The organism is Amycolatopsis regifaucium, from assembly GCF_001613935.1.
Classification (GTDB): domain Bacteria; phylum Actinomycetota; class Actinomycetes; order Mycobacteriales; family Pseudonocardiaceae; genus Amycolatopsis; species Amycolatopsis regifaucium.
This window is the reverse complement of record NZ_LQCI01000012.1, coordinates 1-21480: the sequence shown is the minus strand read 5'-3', so window position 1 is coordinate 21480 and position 21480 is coordinate 1. Positions and strand designations below refer to the sequence as shown.

Below are 21480 nucleotides of genomic sequence, written 5' to 3'. Positions count from 1 at the left end.
TCTTAGTCTCCTCTCCAGCCCGGATCGGCGTCAGCGACGCTTCCGGCCTGATTTCTTAGTCGAGTCCGAGATGAGACCGGGCACGTCCGCGCCGTTCTCCTTCGAGCCGTTCGTCGACGGCTCGGCCGCTGTGTCGTTGGTGTCCGTCTTCTCGGCGGCGGGAGCGGTCTGGGCGAACCCGTGCGGTGAGCCCGCCTTCTTGACCTGACCACCGGAGGACTGCTTGTTCTTCTTCTGCTGGACCGGCTTCTGGCCGGGGCGGGGCGCGGTCGGCTTCTGGCCGGGCTTCGGGCCGAGGTTCGCGCGCTTCTCCTTCTCGGCCTGCTTGCGCGCTTCCTCTTCCTTGTCGATCTTCGTGTAGACGAGGCGCTGCTGCATCAGGGTCCAGCCGTTGTTGGCCAACCAGTAGAAGAGGAGGCCGAGCGGGAACAGGGCACCGAAGATGAGGACACCGAGCGGGAAGATGTACATCGTCAGCTTGTTCATCATCGCGGTCTGCGGTGTCGCCGACTCGGGGTTCTGACGCTGGACCGAGTGCCGCGCGGTGAGGTGCGTGGCGATGCTGGCGACGATCATCAGCGGGATCGCCACGGGAGCGACGTGCCAGTGGAAACCAGCGGGCGTGTTGCCGCCGCTGACCACGCCGACACCGGTGTAGATGGCTTCACCCAGGTTGGTGCCGAACAGCTTCGCGTTGACGTAGGACTCGACACCGGACTGGTCGAAGAAGTAGTTCTCGGTCTTCGGGCCGCCGTACGGGTTGATGGTGAACATCCGCAGGACGTGGTTCAGACCGATGAAGACCGGGATCTGAAGCAGCATCGGGAGGCAGCTGCCCAGGGGGTTGACGCCGTGCTCCTTCTGGAGCTTCTGCATCTCCATCGCCTGGCGCTGCCGGTCGTTCGCGTACTTCTTCTGGACCTTCTTCATCTCCGGCGCGAAGTCCTGCATCTTCTTCATCGACCGGACCTGGTTCACGAACGGCTTGAACATGATGCCGCGGACGGTGAACGTCAGGAAGATGATCGCGAGGATCCAGGACACCGCGTTCGCCTCACCGAACACGAGCCCGAAGACCTTGTGCCAACACCACAAGATGAAGGACACGGGGTAGTAGATGAAGTCGAGCACTGAGCTACTCCTCGATCGGTGTTTCAGGTCGGCGGCGGCGCCACGAGAAAGTCTCGGGAACCGGATCGCGGCCGGGCGGAGTCCACGGGCCGCAGCGCAGCAGTCGCCGGGCCGCGAGATAACCACCGCGGCCGGCGCCGTGCCGGGTCAGTGCCTCGACGGCGTACGCGCTACAGCTCGGGTAGAACCGGCACGCCGGAGGAAGGAAAGGAGAGATCGCCTTGCGGTAGAGCTTGATGGGCAGCAGCAGTACCCAGGCCACCGGACCCGGCCGGGCCGCGTCGGTGGTCTCGTTGTCGGTGGCTCGCATGCCGTTACACCGCAGATCCGTGGTCGGGGGGTCGCGCCTGGCGGGACTTCCCGGTGACGACGGAATGCCCGGACAGCCCGAGACGCCGCAACGACGCGTCGAGGTCCGAACCGAGTTCCGCGCTGGACGCGTCCGCGGCCGGTGGTAGTGCCCGTATCACCAACGAGCTGCCCGGCGGCAGTGTTCCGATCCTGGCGGAAATGAGATGCCGCAACCGGCGGGTGACCCGGTGGCGGACCACCGAGTTGCCCACGGCCTTGCTCACCACAAAACCCGCCCGCGCCGCTTCGGCGGCGTCGGGCGGGTCCGTGGTCAACGCATGGACGACGAGGCGGCGCCTGCCTGCCTTGGCCCCACGCCGCATCACGGCACGGAAATCCTCACTGCGCCGCAAACGCGCGGCGGCCGGCAGCACGACGTCCCTCGACGACGGCAGGATCAGGCGGACAGCGCGCCGCGGCCCTTGCGACGGCGAGCCGCCAGGATCGCCCGACCCGCGCGGGTCCGCATCCGCAGCCGGAACCCGTGGACCCGGGCGCGTCGGCGGTTGTTCGGCTGGAAGGTGCGCTTACCCTTGCTCACGACTTACTTCTCCTGTTTCTCGGCCGCCGGGAACGGTTCGACCCGTTCCTGGCGTGTCGTGCTGACGCACGGCAGTCTCTGGTGTCTCCTACCAACGTGTGGCCTCGTCACGTCGAGCGACGACAACGTGGGCACGCGAAACGCCCCCGCTGTATACGGGAGACCTTACGAGGGTACGCACCCATCGGCGGGGCTCGTCAGGCACCCCCTCGACCACGGACCGCGACCGCGCGTGGGGAGTGATCATCCGCGACGCGAAGGTACCGAATGGCAACGCGCCGTACACCGTGAAATGCTTGCGCGAGAGGATGCCTTGTGGCAATGGGCGGGGCTTGTTAGCGTGCCCCTCCCGGGTTTTCGCCGAGGTGGAGCGGTGCAGACGCCCGGGCGTCCTTGGGGATGTGGAGGCGTCCCACCGGCATAGGCCGAGCCCGCAGGTGACGTCGCCGCGGGCCGCCGTACATTAGTGCACAGCTGTGGACAACTATGTGGATATTTGCTGTGCGCATGAACTGATCGGGCCAAGATGACGCTCGACGGAGTTCTTCCGGGCGTTCGTTGAGTGATCTCGCCGCACGCACCGATGAGGGGAGGGAGTCAGGCAGGTGTCCGATCACCAGCACAATCTTGGCGTCATCTGGGAACAGGTCGTGCGTGAACTGTCCGATGGCACCCTCTCCCCGCAGCAGCGCGCCTGGATGCGGGTGACCCGGCCGATCGGCCTCCTCGACGGCACCGCCCTGCTCGCCGCGCCCAGCGACTTCGCCAAGGAAGCGATCGAACGCGCCCTTCGCGGCGCGATCACCGAAGCCCTTTCGCGACGACTCGGCCGCGCGGTCTCTCTCGCGGTGAAGGTCGACAGCACCGAGACACACACCTCGATGCCTCCCCCCGCGCCCGGTCCTCGCTACGACCCGTCACCCGGCCGGGTGGAAAACGGCGCCGGTCCCTCGCACGGCACACCGCCGTTGCCCGAGGGCGACGGCATGCTGTCCCCGAACCGGCCCCGGCCCGAGCCACCGAAGCCGCGGCCGCCGATGCAGCCGAGGCACCCGGTCGACAACAGCCTCAACGATGGCGATGACAGCGATGAGGAAGTCGACGAAGAGGGCGAGGCTCTCGCCGCCGTGACCGAAATCTGGCCCACGTTCTCCGGCCAGCCGATCGCGGGCCAGCCCTACACCGCGCCGGCGCAGCCGCAGACGTCGAAGACGAAGCTCAACGAGAAGTACACCTTCGACACCTTCGTCATCGGTGCGTCGAACCGATTCGCCCACGCCGCCGCGGTCGCCGTCGCCGAAGCACCGGCGCGCGCGTACAACCCGTTGTTCATCTGGGGAGAATCCGGACTCGGGAAGACCCACCTGCTGCACGCCGTCGGGCATTACGCCCAGCGGCTGTTCCCCGGCATGCGCGTGCGGTACGTGTCGACGGAAGAGTTCACGAACGACTTCATCAACTCGCTGCGAGACGACCGCAAGGTCGCGTTCCAGCGCCGCTACCGCGACGTCGACATCCTGCTCGTCGACGACATCCAGTTCCTGGAAGGCAAAGAAGGTACGCAGGAAGAGTTCTTCCACACCTTCAACACCCTCCACAACACGAACAAGCAGATCGTCGTCTCCTCCGACCGCCCGCCGAAGCGCCTCGAAACGCTGGAAGACCGGCTGCGCACGCGGTTCGAGTGGGGCCTCATCACCGACATCCAGCCGCCCGAGCTCGAAACACGCATCGCCATCCTTCGCAAGAAGGCCGCGCAGGACAGGCTCGCGGTACCCAACGAGGTGCTGGAGTTCATCGCTTCACGCGTCGAGGCGAACATCCGGGAACTCGAAGGCGCGCTCATCCGCGTCACCGCCTTCGCGTCGCTGAACCAGCAGCCGGTCGACGTCGGACTCGCCGAGATCGTGCTCCGGGACCTCATCCCGGATTCGCACGCGCCGGAGATCACCGCGCCGACCATCATGGGCGTCACTTCGGAGTTCTTCGACGTGACGCTCGACGACCTCTGCGGTCCCGGCAAGACGAAGGCGCTCGCGACGGCGCGTCAGATCGCGATGTACCTCTGCCGCGAACTGACCGACATGTCGCTGCCGAAGATCGGGCAGACCTTCGGCGGCCGCGACCACACGACGGTCATGCACGCGGACAAGAAGATCCGCAAGGAGATGGCCGAACGCCGCCGCATCTACGACCAGGTGCAGGAGCTGACATCGCGCATAAAGCAGCGAGCACGGCAGTAATCCCTTAGCACACAAGGACTTCAGGGGCTCTCACCGTCCAGGTGGGGGCCCCTTCTTCATGCCGTCTTCCAGCTCAAGCCGCCGTCCACATAGGTCCGAACCGCGTGTAGAGCCGCGAAGAGCGGGTACCTCATCAACATGACGTACGCGCGCGAAGGAGCCGAAGAGCGCCTACGCACGCTTCGCGTTTTCCCTTGTGCACAAAGGAAATCCACATGCTGTGGGTACCTTGTGCACAACTCCCGCAGGCTCAGGGCCAGCGACGACCGGGTTTCATCCACATCGCGCTCACAGGCAATCCACAGCATTTCCACACCATGATCCACACGCTGTCCCCAGGTTGTCCCCATTCTGTGCACAAGGATTACCTCTGCTGCCCGGATCACTCTCCCGAGCGATTCCGGTCACGAACCGGGCCCACAGCCCCTGGGTACAAATCACCGCACAGCTGGGGATAACCGTGGGGACAACTGTGGATGACTGTGGACAGTTCGAGCGCCGCCCGAAACCATCCACCGACGGCTCGAGCTGTCCACCGTCCGTACACACCCGGAGTCCACAGGGTCCGAGGCATCCGGACCTGCGCGAACGGGGCTTGTCCACACAATCCACAACGCCTATTACTACTGCTGTTCTTAGTTCTTCTTAAGAAGGGAATAAAACAAAAACAGGCGAAGGACGAATCTGGGGACAGCTTCGAGCCGTGTCGTCTTGTCGACAAAAGCAAGGGGAGGCCGAGGTGACGCGAACCCCGGGGACGGCCTAACGTGGGTCCCTGCACCTGGTCTGCGTGTCGACGTGCGTTCGCGTCCTCGCCGGACCGAACACACCTGCGAGGCACCTGGCCATCGCGCTCTCCGGCCGAGGTGACCCGTTGAGCTTTCGAGCCGTCAGGGGCTCGGCTGTCGAAAGGAAGCGCGCATGAAGATCCGCGTCGAGCGTGACGGGCTGGCCGACGCCGTCGCGTGGGTGGCGAGAAGCCTCCCGTCGCGGCCTCCGGTCCCGGTTCTGGGCGGTGTCCTGCTCGATGCGGGATCCGACGGGACGAGTGACGCACTCACCGTCTCCGGATTCGACTACGAGGTCTCCGCCACGGTCGGCGTCCCGGCCACCATCGCCGACGGCGGCCGCCTCCTGGTCTCCGGCCGTCTGCTGGCCGACATCACCAAGTCGCTGCCCGCGCAGCCGGTCGAGATCTCCGTCGACGGCGCTCGCGCGACCATCACCTGCGGCTCCGCGCGCTTCTCCCTGCCGACCATGCCGGTCGAGGACTACCCGCAGCTCCCGTCCCAGCCCGCCTTCGCCGGCGAACTCACCGGCGATGCCTTCGGCCAGGCGGTCACCCAGGTCGTCGTCGCCGCGGGCAAGGACGACACGCTCCCGATGCTGACCGGGATGCGGCTGGAGATCTCCGGCTCCTCGCTGACCCTGGTCGCCACCGACCGCTTCCGGCTCGCCATGCGGGAGTTCACCTGGGAGCCCGCCGAGGGCCTGTCCGACGCCGCGGTGCTCGTCCCGGCGCGCACGCTCGCCGAGGCCGCGAAGACGCTCGGTGCCAGTGGCGCCAAGATCCGCCTCGCACTCGCCAGCGGTGAGGGCCTTCTCGGTCTCTCCGGCTCCGGCCGCTACACCACGACGCGTCTCCTCGACGCGGAGTTCCCGCCGTACCGGCAGCTGCTGCCCGCGCAGCACACGTCACGCGCGGTCATCGAGGTCTCCGCGCTGGCGGAGTCGATCAAACGTGTTTCGCTGGTCGCCGAACGTGGCACCCAGGTGCGGCTGGAGTTCAACGACGGTTCGCTCCGGCTCTCGGCCGGTGGCGACGACGAGGGTTCGGCCGAAGAAGAACTTCAGGTCGATTACGAAGGTGAGCCGGTGACCATCGCGTTCAACCCGGGTTACCTCGTCGACGGGCTCGGCGCGCTGAACGCGAACCGGGCGGAACTGACGTTCACCACGCCGAACAGGCCGGCGCTGATCAAGCCCGCCGACGAAGAGGGCAACGTCGTCCCCGGCTACCTGTACCTGCTGATGCCGGTCCGGCTCCCGGGCTGACCGGCCTTCGTTTCTTTCGCACCAAAGGGGATCTTCATGGCTCAGCTGGGACTCATCGGCCTCGGCAAAATGGGGTTCAACATGCGCGACCGGCTGCGCGGCGCCGGTCACGAAGTGATCGGTTACGACCGCAACCCGGACGTCACCGACTCCACGTCGCTCGAAGACATGGTGTCCAAACTGGACGGTCCGAGGATCGTCTGGATCATGGTGCCCGCCGGTGAACCCACCCGGCAGACCGTCGCCGAGCTCAGCAACCTGTTGTCCGAGGGCGACCTCGTGATCGACGGCGGCAACTCGAAGTACACCGACGACCGCATCAACGCCGACCTGCTCGCGGCGAAGAACATCGGCTACCTCGACTGCGGGGTGTCCGGTGGCGTGTGGGGCAAGGACAACGGCTACGGCCTGATGGTCGGTGGCGCCGCTTCGGACGTCGAAAAGGCCATGCCGATCTTCGACGCGCTTCGTCCCGACGGCCCGCGCGAAGAGGGCTTCTCGCACGCCGGTGCCGTCGGCTCCGGGCACTACGCGAAGATGATTCACAACGGCATCGAGTACGGCATGATGCAGGCCTTCGCCGAGGGCTTCGAGCTGCTCGAAGCCGCGAAGGTCGTCGAGAACGTGCCCGCGGTCATCAAGGGCTGGCAGCGGGGGACCGTCGTCCGCTCGTGGCTGCTCGACCTGCTCGTCCGCGCGCTCGACGAGGACCCGGAACTGGACGACCTCGAGGGTTACGTCGAGGATTCCGGCGAAGGCCGGTGGACGCTGGAAGAGGCGATCAACAACGCCGTGCCGGCGCCGGTCATCTCGGCCGCGCTCTTCGCGCGGTTCGCCTCCCGCCAGGAGGACTCCGCCGCCATGCGTGCCGTCGCCGCGCTGCGCAACCAGTTCGGCGGGCACGCTGTGAAAAAGGTTCAGTGACGACGGCCGGCCGCTAGGCAGACGGGTTGTACCTCAGACATCTCCAGGTCACCGATTTCCGGTCCTGGCCACTGGCCGATCTGGCGCTCGAACCCGGCCCGACCGTCCTCGTCGGACAGAACGGCCGCGGTAAGACGAACCTCCTGGAGGCGATCGGCTACATCGCGACCCTGGGCTCGCATCGCGTCGCGACCGACGCACCCTTGGTGCGGCATGGCTGCGAACGCGCGCTGATCAGGGTCGCGGTGGTCAACGACGACCGCGAGCTGACGGTCGAGCTGGAGATCACCCCCGGCAAGGCGAACCGCGCGCGGATCAACCGCGGCTCGGTCGGCAAGCCCCGCGACGTGCTGGGCATCCTGCGCACGGTGCTGTTCTCCCCGGAGGATCTGGCACTCGTGCGCGGGGATCCCGGTGAGCGCCGTCGCTTCATGGACGAACTCCTCGTGCTGCGCGCCCCCCGGTACGCCGGGGTCCGGGCCGACTACGAGAAGGTGCTGAAGCAGCGGAACGCCCTGCTCAAGACGGCGGGCAAGCGGCGTACGGGACGTGAAGACCCGTACGCGTTGTCGACGCTCGACGTCTGGGACGACCACCTCGCGGTGGCCGGGGCCGCGTTGCTGGCGGCCCGGCTCAACCTCATCGCGGACCTCGCGCCGTACGCGGCCGCCGCTTATATGGGGGTCGCGCCCGACTCGAGACCGGCGAAGATCGCGTACAGGTCCAGCCTGGGCGAAGCGATACCGGCGGGCTACGGCGTTCCGGACGGTCCTCGCGCCGACGAAGCGGTACTCAAGGAAGTGCTGGTCGAAGCGCTGGGGCGGTCCCGGAACCTGGAGCTGGAGCGCGGGGTCAGCATGGTCGGCCCGCACCGGGACGAACTCGACCTCGTCCTCGGCGAAGCGCCGGCCAAGGGCTACGCGAGTCATGGGGAGTCCTGGTCGTTCGCCCTCGCATTGCGTCTGGGAAGCTACGAGCTCCTGCGTGGCGAGGCCGGGGAACCGGTGCTTCTCCTGGATGATGTGTTCGCCGAGCTGGACCGGCGTCGCCGGGCCCGGCTGGCGGAGGTGGCGGCGGGTGCCGAGCAGGTGCTGGTGACCGCCGCCGTGGACGAGGACGTACCCGCCGAACTGGCCGGGCGCCGGTTCCTCGTGGCAGATGGTGAGATCAACCCAGGGTGATCCCATGAAACGGACACCCCGGGTGATCGGCGCCACAGCAGTTGCCCACCAATCTGGGGACAAACCTGTGGACAGTGTGGATAACACCGTGAACGCGTTATCGCCCCGCGTGACCAAGGGGCCTGAAAAGCGGCTTGACCCCTCCCATAAGGGGGGTAACCCCAGTGAGGGAAGTCTGTTCGACACGCAGAGTGAGCAGCCTTCGTCACCGAACGGCGCAACCGATACCAACAGCAAGGAAGCGGCTACTGGTCGTGACCTCGCTCATCTCGCGCTGGAGGCCGCGAAGGCCAAAGCGAAAGCGCGCGGAGTCGAACCAGGCGTGCGCCGAGGCCGTATCACCGGCGGGGGAGCCGGGGCGAACGGACAGAGTCCGCGACGTCGTCGCTGGTCAGGGCCGGGTGCCGACACGCGTGACCCGCAACCGCTCGGCAGGCTCGCCTCGCGGCTCGCGGTCGACCGCGGCTGGAACACGCGGCTGGCCAACGGGCAGGTCTTCGGCCATTGGGCCCGGCTTGTGGGTGAAGAGGTCGCCGAACACGCCCAGCCGGTGGCACTGAAGGACGGCGAGCTGACCGTGCGTGCCAGCTCGACGGCGTGGGCGACGCAGCTGCGCCTGCTCCAGAGCCAGCTGCTGACCAAGATCGCGGCCGGGGTCGGGCACGGCGTGGTGAAGAGGATGCGGATTCAGGGACCGACGGCGCCGAGCTGGCGGAAAGGGCCGCGGCACGTCCCGGGACGTGGTCCGCGTGACACGTACGGCTGATCCGAGTTGCGCTTCGCCGCAACTGTGCCACCAGCGCCCCGAGAACGCGCTCAGAGCGCTTCGCGAACGTCAAGACTCTTCTTCGAACGAATTAGCGCGTCTGTGAGCAAATCAGGGGTGTCCTTGCCGCATGTCAGCGAACGCGGCCAAGTACACTGGAGATGAGCGAGCGTCTGCTCGAGCGAGACGAGGAGAATCAACGCCTGTGACCGAGAACAAGAGCGAGTACAACGCGTCGTCGATCACGGTGCTCGAAGGGCTCGAAGCTGTCCGCAAGCGTCCCGGTATGTACATCGGTTCCACCGGTGAACGTGGCCTCCACCACCTCGTGCAGGAGGTCGTCGACAACTCCGTCGACGAGGCGATGGCGGGTCATGCCACCAAGGTCGAGGTTACCCTGCTGGCCGACGGCGGCGTCCGCGTCGTCGACGACGGCCGCGGTATCCCCGTCGACATGCACCCCAAGGAGAAGAAGCCGACCCTCGAGGTCGTGCTCACCGTGCTCCACGCGGGCGGCAAGTTCGACAGCGACTCCTACGCGGTCTCCGGTGGTCTGCACGGTGTCGGTGTCTCCGTGGTGAACGCGCTGTCGAAGAAGCTGCTGGCCGAGGTCAAGTACGGCGGCCGCAGCTGGCGCCAGGAGTACACCGACCAGCTCCCCGGCGAGCTCGAGGACCTCGGACCCGCCGACGGCACCGGCACCACGATCACCTTCTGGGCCGACGGCGACATCTTCGAGACCACGACCTACAACTTCGAGACGATCTCCCGCCGGCTGCAGGAGATGGCCTTCCTCAACAAGGGCCTGACCCTTTCGCTGCGCGACGAGCGCGTCGCCGACGAAGAGACCGAAGAGGACGCCTCCGGCCAGGCGGCGCGGGTCAAGGAGAAGACCTACTGCTACCCGGGCGGTCTCGAGGACTTCGTCAAGCACATCAACGGCAGCAAGGACCCGATCCACCCCAACGTGATCTCCTTCGAGGCCAAGGGCACCGGCCTCGAGGTCGAGGTCGCCATGCAGTGGAACAACGGCTTCACGCCGTCGGTGTACACCTTCGCCAACACGATCAACACGCACGAGGGCGGCACGCACGAAGAGGGCTTCCGCGCCGCGCTCACCCGCGTCGTCAACGCGTACGCGCGCGAGAAGAAGCTGCTCAAGGAGAAGGACGCCAACCTGACCGGTGACGACGTGCGCGAGGGGCTCGCCGCGATCGTCTCGATCAAGTTGTCCGAGCCGCAGTTCGAGGGCCAGACCAAGACCAAGCTGGGCAACAGCGAGGCCAAGACGTTCGTGCAGCAGACGTCGAACGAATGGCTGGCCGACTGGTTCGAGCGCAACCCCACCGAGACGAAGACGATCATCAACAAGTCGATCTCTTCGGCACAGGCGCGGATGGCCGCCCGCAAGGCGCGCGACCTGGTCCGCCGCAAGGGCGCGCTGGAGATCGGCGGGCTGCCCGGCAAGCTCAAGGACTGCCGCTCGACCAACCCGTCGGAATGCGAGCTCTACATCGTCGAGGGTGACTCGGCCGGCGGTTCGGCCAAGGAAGGCCGCGACTCGATGTACCAGGCGATCCTGCCGATCCGAGGCAAGATCATCAACGTCGAGAAGGCCCGTATCGACCGCGTCCTCAAGAACACCGAGGTCCAGTCGCTGATCACCGCGCTCGGCACCGGTATCCACGACGAGTTCGACCTCGAAAAGCTGCGGTACCACAAGATCGTGCTCATGGCCGACGCCGACGTCGACGGCCAGCACATCACCACGCTGCTGCTCACCCTGCTGTTCCGGTTCATGACCCCGCTGATCGAGCACGGGCACGTGTTCCTTTCGCGGCCGCCGCTGTACAAGATCAAGTGGCCGAGGGCCGAGCCGGAGTACGCGTACTCCGACCGGGAACGCGACGCCGTCATCCAGGCCGGTGTCGAGGCGGGCAAGCGCCTCCCCAAAGACGACGCGATCCAGCGCTACAAGGGTCTCGGCGAGATGAACGCCGAAGAGCTGTGGGAGACCACGATGGACCCGGCGAACCGGCTGCTCGGCCAGGTCACCCTGGACGACGCCGCGCAGGCCGACGACCTGTTCTCCGTACTGATGGGTGAGGACGTCGAAGCGCGCCGCTCCTTCATCACGCGCAACGCCAAGGACGTTCGCTTCCTCGACGTGTAGTCACGTCCCGTTTCTCTGTCCAACCAGGACTGCCCTCACGAGAAGGACCTCATGACGGAAACCTTGCCGCCGGCTCCGGACCACGACCGGATCGAACCGGTCGACATCCAGCAGGAGATGCAGCGCTCCTACATCGACTACGCGATGAGCGTCATCGTGTCGCGGGCGCTGCCGGACGTGCGAGACGGCCTCAAGCCGGTGCACCGCCGCGTGCTGTACTCGATGTTCGACTCCGGCTTCCGCCCCGACCGCGGGTACAACAAGTGCTCCCGCGTCGTCGGCGACGTGATGGGCAACTACCACCCGCACGGTGACTCCGCGATCTACGACGCGCTGGTGCGGCTCGCGCAGCCGTGGTCGCTGCGGTACCCGCTGATCGACGGCCAGGGCAACTTCGGCTCGCCGGGCAACGACCCCGCCGCCGCCATGCGGTATTGCGTAACGCGTGACACGCGGATCAAGGTGGCCGATGGCTCGACTGTCCGGATCGGTGACATCGTTCCCGATGCTAAGCCGAACAGCGACAATCCGATCGACCTCAAGGTTATGGACCGCAACGGTGACCCGGTCCGGGCGGACATGCTGTTCCACTCCGGCGACCACCCGACGCTGAAGCTCGCGACCCGCGAGGGCTACGAGCTGACCGGCACGCACAACCACCCGGTGCTGTGCCTGGTGAGTGTGCTCGGTGTGCCGACGCTGATGTGGAAGCTGCTCGAAGAGGTCAAACCGGGCGACCGCGTTGTCCTGCAGCGCACGGATGCTCCCACCGACGGCGTGACCGAGGTCCGCAAATGGGTCGAGGGCCTGCTGGCGGGTGCGTTCGTCGCCGAGGGTTTCGTGTCGGAAGAGCGCGCTGGTTTCAACAACGTCGATGAAGCGTTCTTCGACTATGTTCGCGACGCGTATGACGAGGTTGTGGGCGGACGCCGCTACGTTTCCCGCCGCGAGATCGCGTCCGGTTCCGTCCTGCACGAGATGGACATTCAAGATCTGGCGACGCTGCGGAAGAGCGTTCTCGGCGAAATGGTCGGCCACCGCAGCGCGGACAAGCGTGTCCCGGAGTTCGTCTGGGCGTCCGGCCGGACCGTCAAGCAGGCATTCCTGGTCGGACTGTTCACCGGTGACGGGTCGTGCTCGGTCCTGCCGCGCGACACCGTGCAAATCTCGTACGCCACGATCAGCAAGCAGCTTGCCGTCGATGTTCAGCAGCTCTTGCTGGAATTCGGCATCGTCTCGCGGCTGACCAGCTATGAGAACGGTGAGTACAAGGTCTACATCGGCAATCGTCGTGACGCACGGCTATTCGCCACCCGGATCGGCTTCCATAGCGCCAAGCAGCAGAAGCTCGAAGCGATCCTGGACGGCATTCCGGTCGATTCGCGGGCGATGTCGTCGGATCACGTGCCGTTCGTCGGTGAGTACATCCGGGCGAACGGTGCGAGCCGTTGGACCGAGCAGGACTGGCTGCGCCGCCACAACGTCGACCGCATCGCGCGCTGGGAAACGCGTCGAGACGAGATCGCCGAACACATCACCGACCCCGAGGTGCTCACGGTCGTCGAGCCGTTGGTGGACGGGCGGTTCTACTACGCCGAGGTCAAGTCGATCACCGATGCCGGTGTGCGGCCGGTGTACAGCATCCGGGTCGACACCGACGAGCACGCGTTCATCACCGACGGGTTCGTCAGCCACAACACCGAGTCCCGGCTCGCGCATCTCGCGATGCACATGCTGCAGGACATCGAAGAAGACACCGTCGACTTCTCCGACAACTACGACGGCCGCACCCAGGAGCCCGACGTCCTGCCGTCGCGGTTCCCGAACCTGCTGGTCAACGGCGGTTCCGGGATCGCGGTCGGGATGGCGACCAACATCCCGCCGCACAACCTGCGCGAGGTGGCCGACGGCGTCAAGTGGGCGCTGGAGAACTACGACGCGACCGACGACGAGCTGCTCGCCGCGCTGCTCGTCCGGATCAAGGGCCCGGACTTCCCGACCAAGGCGATGATCCTCGGCAACTCCGGCATCGAGGACGCGTACCGCACCGGCCGCGGATCCGTGCGCATGCGTGCCGTCGTCGAGGTCGAAGAGGACGCCAAGGGCCGCACGATCCTGGTCGTGTCCGAGCTGCCGTTCCAGGTCAACCCGGACAACCTGGTCGAGAACATCGCGAACCTGGTCCGCGACGGCAAGCTCACCGGCATCTCCGACATCGCCGACGAGTCCAACAGCCGCAGCGGCATGCGGATCGTCGTCACGATCAAACGTGACGCCGTCGCGAAGGTCGTGCTGAACAACCTGTTCAAGCACACGCAGCTGCAGCAGAACTTCGGTGTCAACATGCTGGCCCTCGTCGACGGCGTGCCCCGCACGCTGCGGCTGGACCAGATGATCCGGCACTACGTGAAGCACCAGATCGAGGTCATCGTCCGCCGGACCCGCTTCCGGTTGCGCAAGGCCGAAGAGCGCGCCCACATCCTGCGCGGTCTGGTCAAGGCGCTCGACATGCTCGACGAGGTCATCGCCCTGATCCGGCGCTCGCCCTCGGCCGAAGAAGCCCGGCCCGCGCTGATGAGCCTGCTCGACGTCGACGAGATCCAGGCGACCGCGATCCTCGACATGCAGCTCCGCCGCCTCGCGGCACTGGAGCGGCAGCGGATCGTCGACACCCTGGCCGAGATCGAACTCGAGATCGCCGACCTCAAGGACATCCTCGAGAAGCCCGAGCGGCAGCGCTCGATCATCGCCGAGGAACTGCAGGAGATCGTCGACAAGTACGGCGACGACCGGCGCACCAAGATCATCCCGTTCGACGGTGAGGTCTCGGTCGAAGACCTCATCGCGGTCGAGGACGTCGTCGTCACGATCACCCGCACGGGTTACGCCAAGCGAACGAAAACCGATCTGTACCGATCGCAGAAACGCGGCGGCAAGGGCGTACAGGGCGCGACGCTGAAACAGGACGACATCGTCCAGCACTTCTTCGTCTGCTCGACCCACGACTGGATCCTGTTCTTCACGAACAAGGGCCGCGTCTACCGGGCCAAGGCCTACGACCTGCCGGAAGCCAACCGCAACGCGCGCGGCCAGCACGTCGCGAACCTGCTCGCGTTCCAGCCGGACGAGAAGATCGCCCAGGTCATCGAAATCCCGAATTACGAGGTCGCCCCGTACCTCGTGCTCGCGACCCGGCGCGGCCTGGTGAAGAAGACCAAGCTCACCGACTTCGACTCCAACCGCGCCGGCGGCCTCATCGCGGTCAACCTCCGCGAAGGGGACGAACTGGTCGGTGCCGTGCTCGCGGCCGCGGAAGACGACCTGCTCCTGGTGTCCGCGGAAGGCCAGTCCATCCGCTTCCACGCCACCGACGAAGCACTGCGCCCGATGGGCCGCGCCACCTCCGGTGTGCTGGGCATGCGGTTCAACGACGGCGACGAACTGCTCGGCATCAACGTCGTCCAGCCGGACAAGTTCCTCCTCGTCGCCACCGACGGCGGCTACGCCAAGCGCACCCCGACCGACGACTATCCGGTCCAGGGCCGCGGTGGCAAGGGTGTGCTGACCATTCAGTACGACCGGAAACGTGGCAGGCTGGTGGGTGCGGTCATCGTCGACGCCGAAGACGAGCTCTACGCGATCACCTCCAGCGGCGGGGTGATCCGGACTTCGGCCGGACAGGTGCGCAAGGCAGGCAGGCAGACGAAGGGAGTGCGGCTGATGAATCTCGACGAAGGAACCACTCTTCTCGCGGTCGCACGCAACGCGGACGAGCCCTCAGACGTCGCCACTGCAGGTAGTACTGAAGGAGAAGAAACCCCGGCGTCGGAGCAGGAGTAGACGACGCCCCACGTACTGGGTAAGGACTGACACCTCGTGACACCATCCGAGAAGCCCGAAGCAGGCGGCGCGCAGGCGGGATCGTCGAGCCCGCCGTGGCAGCGTGACAGCGGTGCGGGAGAGGCCGAAGGCGCCAGTGAGCAGACGGTCTCGGTGTCTTCGGTAGCCACCGAAGACGTGGCCTACTCGGAACCGAAGCAGGACGCGGCAACCGTGACCGACTACCACGGGGTCAGCGGCACCGCCGCGAAGAGGCTGTTCGGCGAGAGCGGAGAGGGCGACCAACCCGCCTCCTCCGCCATCCCGTCGGCCTCCCGCGCGCGGACCGCCCCGACCGCGCTCCGCCGCCCCGGCCGCGGACCGCGTCGCGCCAGCCTGCAGATCAAACGCTTCGACCCCTGGTCGGTGCTGAAACTGTCCCTCGTCCTCGGCGTCGCGCTGTTCTTCGTGTGGCTCGTCGCCGTCGGCGTCCTCTACACCGTCCTCGACGGCATGGGCGTATGGGACAAACTCAACGGGACCTACTCGTCGCTCGTCGGCGGAGAAGGAGCCGACGCACCGGCCGACCCGCTGATCAGCGCAGGCCGCGTCTTCGGGATCGCGGCCATCCTCGGCGCCATCAACATCGTGCTGATCTCGGCACTCGCCACCGTCAGCGCGTTCATCTACAACGTCTCCGCCGACCTCGCCGGAGGCCTGGAAGTGACCCTTTCCGAACGAGAGTGACCCGGTTGCAGGGCGCCGAAAGGCGTCCTGTAATCTTCTCGTCGTTCGGGCCCATAGCTCAGGCGGTTAGAGCGCTTCGCTGATAACGAAGAGGTCCCAGGTTCAAGTCCTGGTGGGCCCACCCGATCGCCCGGTTTGTGTTCGCGGAAAGCGCGAACGCGGATCGGGCGTTTTTCATTTTGGGGGTCGAACCCCCAAGCCCCCGCCAGGGAGGGCTTCGCCCCCCTGGACCCCCCATCCGGCTCGGGCCCTGGCGGGCCCATTGCCGTGGGGTGGGGTGGTCAAGGTCACGGGGGTGGGGGAAGGGTACGGGGCGTGTCGGTGTTGTGTAAGTGGGGTCGGTGTGCGGTGTTTCCGGGCTCACCCAGCGACAGAAGGGGACGCGGCACGCCGGCCTTGTCAGGGCCCTGCCGGACCTTCTCTTCCCGGCAGGGCTTTCGTCATGCCATGGGTGTTCCACGTGGAACCTCGGGCGTGCAGTAGCATCGATGGGTAAGCGGAGCAATTCGGCGGAGAAGAGGGGGCTTCTGATGAAGAAGCTGTTGGCACTCGCGGTCATCGCGGGCGGCGTGCTGTTCGTGATCAAGCGCAACAAGGCAGCCAAGGCCGAGGCCGACCTCTGGCGAGAGGCCACCGCGCCGACCGAGCGCCCGCTTGGCTCCGTTTCCACGAACGGAAGCGCCCCGGCCAAGGCCGCGGACGCCTCCCGCAACAACTGAGGTTTCCGCAGGCGGCTATCCTGACCGCCTGCGACCCGGGGCTGTAGCTCAATTGGTAGAGCACCGCCTTTGCAAGGCGGGGGTCAGGGGTTCGATTCCCCTCAGCTCCACAAGTTTCACCAGCGGTTTCACCGCTCCCCAAGGTCCGAAATTTGATCAATGGGAGCCACGGTGGGTGCGGGTACCATCGACCCGTGGCCAAACAGGCAGCTAGCAAGGCCCGGGACCGCGGCTCCATCGAGCGCCGCGGCAACTCGCTGCGCATCAAGGTCTACGCCGGGATCGACCCGCTGACCGGAAAACGCCTCTACCTCACCGAGTCGACGACCGACGAGAAGGAAGCCAAGCGCATCCTCACCCGGCTACTCGCCGAGGTCGACGAGGAACGCCACGCGCGTAGCAACGGAACTCTCCGCGTCGCGATGGAGGACTGGCTCCGGATCGCCGAACTGGGCGACGAAACCCGCGACACGTATGAGATGTACGCCCGTCGCTACATCTACCCCGCGTTCGGCGACCAGCCGCTCGCGAAGATCCGAGTCCGGATGCTCGATGAGTTCTACGCCGACCTTCGGCGATGCCGGATGCGATGTGACGGACGCCCGTTCCTGGAGCACCGCACCGACGGCCCGCACAAGTGCAGGACTGTGAAGCACAAACGTCCGCCAGGAAGGCCGCCCGCCGGCGGCTACCCGCCGCACGACTGCGCGACCACCGGCTGCCACATCATCGAATGCCCGCCACACTCTTGTCACCCGCTCGCCAAAGCAAGCGTCCTCAAAATCCACTTCATGATCAGCGGCACCTTCTCCGCCGCCCAGCGGTGGGAGTGGGTGAAGAGCAACCCTGCCGAACTGGCAGTCAAGCCGAGCGCGCCGAAGCCGGACCCCAAGCCGCCAACCCCAGAACAGGCCGCTGAGATCATTACCGCGGCCTGGGAACAGGACGACGTCTGGGGCACGCTGGTCTGGCTCGTCATGGTCACGGGTGTCCGCCGCAGCGAGTTGGTCCGGATCCGCTGGCGCGACGTCCAGTTCACCAACCAGATCCTTGCCGTGCACGAAACGAAGAGTGACCAGCCGCGGCGAATCTCGCTTGACGACGCCACGATCGAGGTTCTGCGTGACCTACGCGCCCATTACGAGGAGGGGATGCGCACGCTCGAACTTCCCCCGGCTGACGACGCGTACTTGTTCTCCTACGCGCCGACGTTTGACCGGCCGTGCGACCGCTCCGCCATCACCCACCGCTACACGCGGATGTGTGCCGCAATCGGGATCGACAGCCACCTGCATGCGCTCCGGCACTACTCGGCCACCGAGCTGATCCTGGCCGGCGTCGATATCCGTACAGTTGCCGGTCGACTTGGCCACGCCAACGGTGTCACGACAATGCGGGTTTACGCTGCATGGGTCGCCGAGGCCGATCGCCGCGCCGCCGACATCCTCGGAAGTCGAATGACACGGCCGGACCGCAGGAAGGCGCCCGAGTGACCATGAGTTCTACGCCGCACTCCGGCCACTGCCCCCTGCCGCAGGTTCCGGCAGCGGTGACCGAGGCAATCTGCGACCGTTGGCCCGGCCGCGGCCCAAGGTGGTTAGCCGCCGCGCCGAGTGAGATTTTTGCGTTGTGCCAACGATATGACGGACGAATTCGGCAAACGTTCAGCGCTCGTTATGGTCTCGTGGTGTCCGTGGAGACAAGCCACGGCCACATCGTTCTCAAGTCGACGCCTGATCCAGACGCCCCTCTTCAGGCGGCTGCTGCGAGGCAGCTCGCTGCTCTACGCGTCGGTCCGCCCGTTCACGAGGTCATCGAGTCAGAATTCGCGACATCGATCGTAATGGAGCAAGTCCTGCCTGGTGTGCGAGCCATCCGGAACGCGTCGATAGACGAGTTGGGCGAGCTGCTCAACGTGCTTAAAACCGCACCGGTCACGTTGGAGTTTCCGCCGATCTCGGCATGGCTCCGCAACCGCCTGGTGAATGGTGCTGCGACCGATCTTCCTCCAGGTGTTCTCGCTGCCAGTGCAGAAGAGCGAGCACAGGCCCTGCCGGTCCTTGACGACTTGGTTCGTGATGAAAGCCGCACGTTCATTCATGGCGACATATCGTCCGGGAACGTGCTGCGGGGGCCCTTCGGCCTGAGGCTTATTGATCCCCGTGCAGCTACGGGCGACCCAGAGTACGACGTTGCAGTACTTGCGCTGAAGTCTGGACACCAGTTGGCCGAGTTGGCCCGTCGAGCCGCAGCCAACTCAGCTCGGGTAGAGGCATGGGCCATGGTCGCAGTCGCAGCGCGTGTATGAACTTGCAGGAGGGCCACGCTGGATCAAGCGGCGTCCAAGAGTTCGCTCATGCTGTCGATGATCGCGTCAGGGTGGAGTTGGCCGAACCTTTCTCGTTTACCGGGCTTGTTTGCGTAGGCGACCGCGGCCGTGCCAGCAGCTCTCGCCGCCTCAACATCGCTAACAGAGTCGCCGACCATCACACAGGATTCGACGTTTCGAGACTCAGTGAGCTGCATAGCCTCACGAAGGAGATGAGGGTGAGGCTTTAAAAGTGCAGGATCCGGCTTCTTTCGTGACGCCACCCCCGAAACAAATCGGGTGAGGCCGTGGTGGTTCAAGTAGGCATTGACGCAGGCTGACGAGTTATTGCTCACGATTATCACTGGTCGGCCGAGTTCATGAAGTCGACGAATCACCGCGTCAGCGTATGGCGTCGGCTCAGCAGTCTGTACCGCGCGCAGTTCGAGATCGGTCAGGATTGCCTCAGCTTTGACGATCTCACCGGGCCGGTTGGCAGCGATGTATCGCAGCGTGTCGAACATGCCAGCGTCCGGTGGAGCGTCAACAACATCGAGGCGCGACTGCAACTCAGCGGCAACGGCCACCGGTTCAAAATCACTGAACACTGAGCAGACTGGGCCATCGAAGTCCAACAGCACAGTCGACGTACGAGCAAAGACTTCGCCAAGCGGCCAGGTCGTCATGGCATGTACTCCCGCCCGACCGTGGTCCAAATCGAGTTGAACCACATACGAGACTGGCTGATGAATTGCGCCGCGAGACTGTCCTCGTTGCCGTCGGCAGAGTGGTGGAAGAGTGTTGCGTCCTTGCCCATCAAATCCCAGATAGCCGTTTCCTCGCCGTCCAGCTTTATCTTGTGCTCTTGAACGGGGTAGTAGCCGAAGAAGGCTTCTGCTTCGTTGATTAGGTACAGCTTGAAAAGCGGGACCGCCGGGTTGATCCGGACTTCTGCTCGGGCGTTCGACACGATTTCGAGTTCGGCTAGCTCGTTGACCGCATCGACCACAGCAAGGGTGTGACGCTGCATGATGCGTGTCGCGCGCGCGCGGAAGGCGGGACTGTCCGTCAGGTCGTCCACGCGTGCCGGAAGGCTCCAGGGTTTGCTGGGATCCGGCACAAGTAGTCGCACGGACAGAGACTCCGGCCGGAGTCGACCGTCACGGATCTTGTCCAACGGCTCAGTGATAGCGCCGTGCAAGGTCTCACCAGAGAAACCGGCGAAGTCAACGGAGACCACGGGTTCCTCGAACGCACGCTCAAGGTGAGACCGGAGGTCCACCGGGCGTTGCGTGCGTTCCCGAACGAAGACACCGCTGCCCTGGCGCGACACGACGAGACCTTCGTCTCGAAGCAAGCGAACTGCCTGCTGGACGGTCATCCGAGCAACGCCGAACCGCTGCGCCAACTCGGGTCCGGACGGCAGCTTCTCACCAGCCTTGAAGGTCTTCGTCAGGATCGCCGCTCGGAGAGCATTCGCTACCTGCTGGTACGGCGGGCGCGGGTCATCTGGGTCCAGCTCCATGAACTCAGGATACGGCGCAACGGACCTTCCGGCCTAGCCAGCCTAGACAACCTGTTGACATGGCTAGCCATGCTGGGTAACTTCAAACATGCCTAGCCAACCTATACAGGTTGGCGATGGCGAGGCCAGTGCAGACAAAGCGACCCGGGCGGGGATGCCGCCCCGCCCGGGCCTCGCACCGGACATTTGGAGACCCAGATGCAGGAACAAGCTACGACACCTGAGGCGCGAGTGGCTCGTGCCCAGTGCCGTGAACTGCTGCGTGATGTCGCGTTGCGGAACGCGATGAGGAAGCGCGAGGCAGGGGTGCCGACCTACACCGTCCCCGAAGCTGCCGCGCTTATGAGCTTGTCGCAGGAGTACGTGTATCGACTCATTCACGCCGACGCCTTTCCTGCGCTCCGTAGTGGAGGTCGCAAGGGCCGAGGCCGCTACGTCGTTCCCGCAAAAGCCGTTGAGCAGCTGCTCGACTTTGCCTCCAGGGCGGGGAACTGCGTTGACATCGGCGAATGGGTCGAGGGCTGGCGTGCGAGTGCGACTGGGGGTGCGGCCTGATGCGTACTTTCGGAGCGTTTCTGACGGGCGCGACGCTGATTGCGCTGGGGAATCTGTTGAGTGATTGGCATGTGAAGGCCGCTGTGGTGTGGCCGTGGTTTGTGGTCGCGGGTGTCTTCGCCGGCGTGTTCGGTCTGGCGGAGTTGGTGAAGGGAAACGCGGCGCGGATCGTGACCGTGGCGGCCGGGTTGACCGGGTTGTCGGTGTGGTTCGTGGGCTGGGTTCCTGAGGAGACGCCGGGTTATGACGTGTGGCCGTGGGGTCTGCTGATCGGTGGCCCGGTTCTCGCGGTGGCCGCGTTTGTCGGTCTGCGTGGCCGGAACGGTTCGTCTGGGTTGATCAGCCGGTGGTTGCGGCGGTCGCGCCGTAATGGCGGTGTGGCGTCGCGCTGGCAGATTCGGCGGGTGGCGTCGAAGTCGGCGATGCGGCGTAAGGCGAAGAC

19 protein-coding genes and 2 tRNA genes are annotated in these 21480 nt (G+C 65.7%); 15 read left to right on the top strand and 6 right to left on the bottom strand.

Features of this window, described 5'->3' with window-relative positions; translation table 11 throughout:
• Positions 1-30 precede the first annotated feature (30 nt).
• Genes yidC through rpmH form a run of 4 tightly spaced genes read right to left on the bottom strand, consistent with a single transcriptional unit; the run spans position 31 to position 2023 of the window.
• Complete coding sequence (gene yidC / locus AVL48_RS14590) at positions 31-1131, bottom strand: membrane protein insertase YidC (protein ID WP_061981631.1); 1101 nt, start codon at positions 1129-1131, stop codon at positions 31-33.
• 4 nt (positions 1132-1135) lie between these two features.
• A complete protein-coding gene (gene yidD / locus AVL48_RS14585) occupies positions 1136-1441 on the bottom strand; it encodes a membrane protein insertion efficiency factor YidD (RefSeq protein WP_061981630.1) in 306 nt (101 codons plus the stop codon).
• 4 nt (positions 1442-1445) lie between these two features.
• Complete coding sequence (gene rnpA / locus AVL48_RS14580; protein WP_061981629.1) at positions 1446-1856, bottom strand: ribonuclease P protein component; 411 nt, start codon at positions 1854-1856, stop codon at positions 1446-1448.
• Positions 1857-1879: 23 nt separating this feature from the next.
• Positions 1880-2023 carry a 50S ribosomal protein L34 gene (rpmH, locus tag AVL48_RS14575; protein ID WP_005154511.1) on the bottom strand — a complete coding sequence of 48 codons (144 nt, stop codon included), beginning with the start codon at positions 2021-2023 and terminating at the stop codon, positions 1880-1882.
• Between the two features lie 605 nt (positions 2024-2628).
• On the opposite strand from rpmH, the gene dnaA reads away from it, so the two are divergent.
• From dnaA to AVL48_RS38315, 13 genes are all read left to right on the top strand, one after another.
• Positions 2629-4266: a chromosomal replication initiator protein DnaA gene (gene dnaA / locus AVL48_RS14570; protein ID WP_061981628.1), complete on the top strand. Its 1638-nt coding sequence runs from the start codon at positions 2629-2631 to the stop codon at positions 4264-4266.
• Positions 4267-5187: 921 nt separating this feature from the next.
• Positions 5188-6321: a DNA polymerase III subunit beta gene (gene dnaN / locus AVL48_RS14565; RefSeq protein ID WP_020632653.1), complete on the top strand. Its 1134-nt coding sequence runs from the start codon at positions 5188-5190 to the stop codon at positions 6319-6321.
• A 36-nt stretch (positions 6322-6357) separates the two neighbouring features.
• Complete coding sequence (gnd, locus tag AVL48_RS14560; RefSeq protein ID WP_061981627.1) at positions 6358-7245, top strand: phosphogluconate dehydrogenase (NAD(+)-dependent, decarboxylating); 888 nt, start codon at positions 6358-6360, stop codon at positions 7243-7245.
• Between the two features lie 26 nt (positions 7246-7271).
• Entirely contained in the window at positions 7272-8426 is a 1155-nt protein-coding gene (gene recF / locus AVL48_RS14555) for a DNA replication/repair protein RecF (protein WP_061981626.1), read from the top strand.
• Between the two features lie 274 nt (positions 8427-8700).
• Positions 8701-9192 carry a DciA family protein gene (locus AVL48_RS14550; RefSeq protein ID WP_061981976.1) on the top strand — a complete coding sequence of 164 codons (492 nt, stop codon included), beginning with the start codon at positions 8701-8703 and terminating at the stop codon, positions 9190-9192.
• A gap of 205 nt (positions 9193-9397) precedes the next feature.
• Positions 9398-11365, top strand: coding sequence for a DNA topoisomerase (ATP-hydrolyzing) subunit B (gyrB, locus tag AVL48_RS14545; protein WP_061981625.1), 1968 nt, complete (start codon positions 9398-9400; stop codon positions 11363-11365).
• 51 nt (positions 11366-11416) lie between these two features.
• Positions 11417-15205, top strand: a complete 3789-nt coding sequence (gyrA, locus tag AVL48_RS14540; RefSeq protein ID WP_061981624.1) for an intein-containing DNA gyrase subunit A — start codon at positions 11417-11419, stop codon at positions 15203-15205.
• Positions 15206-15241: 36 nt separating this feature from the next.
• A complete protein-coding gene (locus AVL48_RS14535; protein ID WP_061981623.1) occupies positions 15242-15931 on the top strand; it encodes a DUF3566 domain-containing protein in 690 nt (229 codons plus the stop codon).
• Between the two features lie 47 nt (positions 15932-15978).
• Positions 15979-16052, top strand: a tRNA-Ile gene (locus AVL48_RS14530).
• Between the two features lie 409 nt (positions 16053-16461).
• Positions 16462-16650: a DLW-39 family protein gene (locus tag AVL48_RS14525; protein WP_061981622.1), complete on the top strand. Its 189-nt coding sequence runs from the start codon at positions 16462-16464 to the stop codon at positions 16648-16650.
• 37 nt (positions 16651-16687) lie between these two features.
• Positions 16688-16760 (top strand) — tRNA-Ala (locus AVL48_RS14520).
• A gap of 84 nt (positions 16761-16844) precedes the next feature.
• Positions 16845-18143, top strand: coding sequence for a site-specific integrase (locus tag AVL48_RS14515; protein WP_061981621.1), 1299 nt, complete (start codon positions 16845-16847; stop codon positions 18141-18143).
• Positions 18144-18337: 194 nt separating this feature from the next.
• On the top strand, positions 18338-18958 hold the full coding sequence (locus AVL48_RS38315; protein ID WP_244162609.1) for a phosphotransferase: 621 nt from the start codon (positions 18338-18340) through the stop codon (positions 18956-18958).
• A gap of 23 nt (positions 18959-18981) precedes the next feature.
• Here AVL48_RS38315 and AVL48_RS37995 read toward each other — a convergent pair whose 3' ends face one another.
• Both AVL48_RS37995 and AVL48_RS14505 read right to left on the bottom strand, forming a co-directional pair.
• Positions 18982-19644 carry an HAD family hydrolase gene (locus tag AVL48_RS37995; protein ID WP_063816518.1) on the bottom strand — a complete coding sequence of 221 codons (663 nt, stop codon included), beginning with the start codon at positions 19642-19644 and terminating at the stop codon, positions 18982-18984.
• Positions 19641-20483 (bottom strand): GntR family transcriptional regulator, encoded by an 843-nt coding sequence (locus AVL48_RS14505; RefSeq protein ID WP_061981619.1) that lies wholly within the window; start codon positions 20481-20483, stop codon positions 19641-19643. Before AVL48_RS14505 ends, AVL48_RS37995 begins: the two co-directional genes overlap by 4 nt.
• Before the next feature lie 198 nt (positions 20484-20681).
• Between AVL48_RS14505 and AVL48_RS40840 the strand changes: the two genes are divergently transcribed.
• Both AVL48_RS40840 and AVL48_RS14495 read left to right on the top strand, forming a co-directional pair.
• Positions 20682-21038: a helix-turn-helix domain-containing protein gene (locus AVL48_RS40840; RefSeq protein WP_061981618.1), complete on the top strand. Its 357-nt coding sequence runs from the start codon at positions 20682-20684 to the stop codon at positions 21036-21038.
• Positions 21038-21480 (top strand): hypothetical protein (locus AVL48_RS14495; protein ID WP_208616277.1); only part of this gene is annotated, 443 nt, incomplete at its 3' end. The genes AVL48_RS40840 and AVL48_RS14495, both read left to right, overlap by 1 nt.

Bases quoted from the DNA above. Each gene is read 5' to 3' on its own strand.
- yidD (WP_061981630.1), bottom strand. From the start codon at position 1,441: ATGCGAGCCACCGACAACGAGACCACCGACGCGGCCCGGCCGGGTCCG.
- dnaN (WP_020632653.1), top strand. From the start codon at position 5,188: ATGAAGATCCGCGTCGAGCGTGACGGGCTGGCCGACGCCGTCGCGTGG.
- gnd (WP_061981627.1), top strand. From the start codon at position 6,358: ATGGCTCAGCTGGGACTCATCGGCCTCGGCAAAATGGGGTTCAACATG.
- gyrA (WP_061981624.1), top strand. From the start codon at position 11,417: ATGACGGAAACCTTGCCGCCGGCTCCGGACCACGACCGGATCGAACCG.
- AVL48_RS14525 (WP_061981622.1), top strand. From the start codon at position 16,462: ATGAAGAAGCTGTTGGCACTCGCGGTCATCGCGGGCGGCGTGCTGTTC.
- AVL48_RS37995 (WP_063816518.1), bottom strand. From the start codon at position 19,644: ATGACGACCTGGCCGCTTGGCGAAGTCTTTGCTCGTACGTCGACTGTG.
- AVL48_RS14505 (WP_061981619.1), bottom strand. From the start codon at position 20,483: ATGGAGCTGGACCCAGATGACCCGCGCCCGCCGTACCAGCAGGTAGCG.
- AVL48_RS40840 (WP_061981618.1), top strand. From the start codon at position 20,682: ATGCAGGAACAAGCTACGACACCTGAGGCGCGAGTGGCTCGTGCCCAG.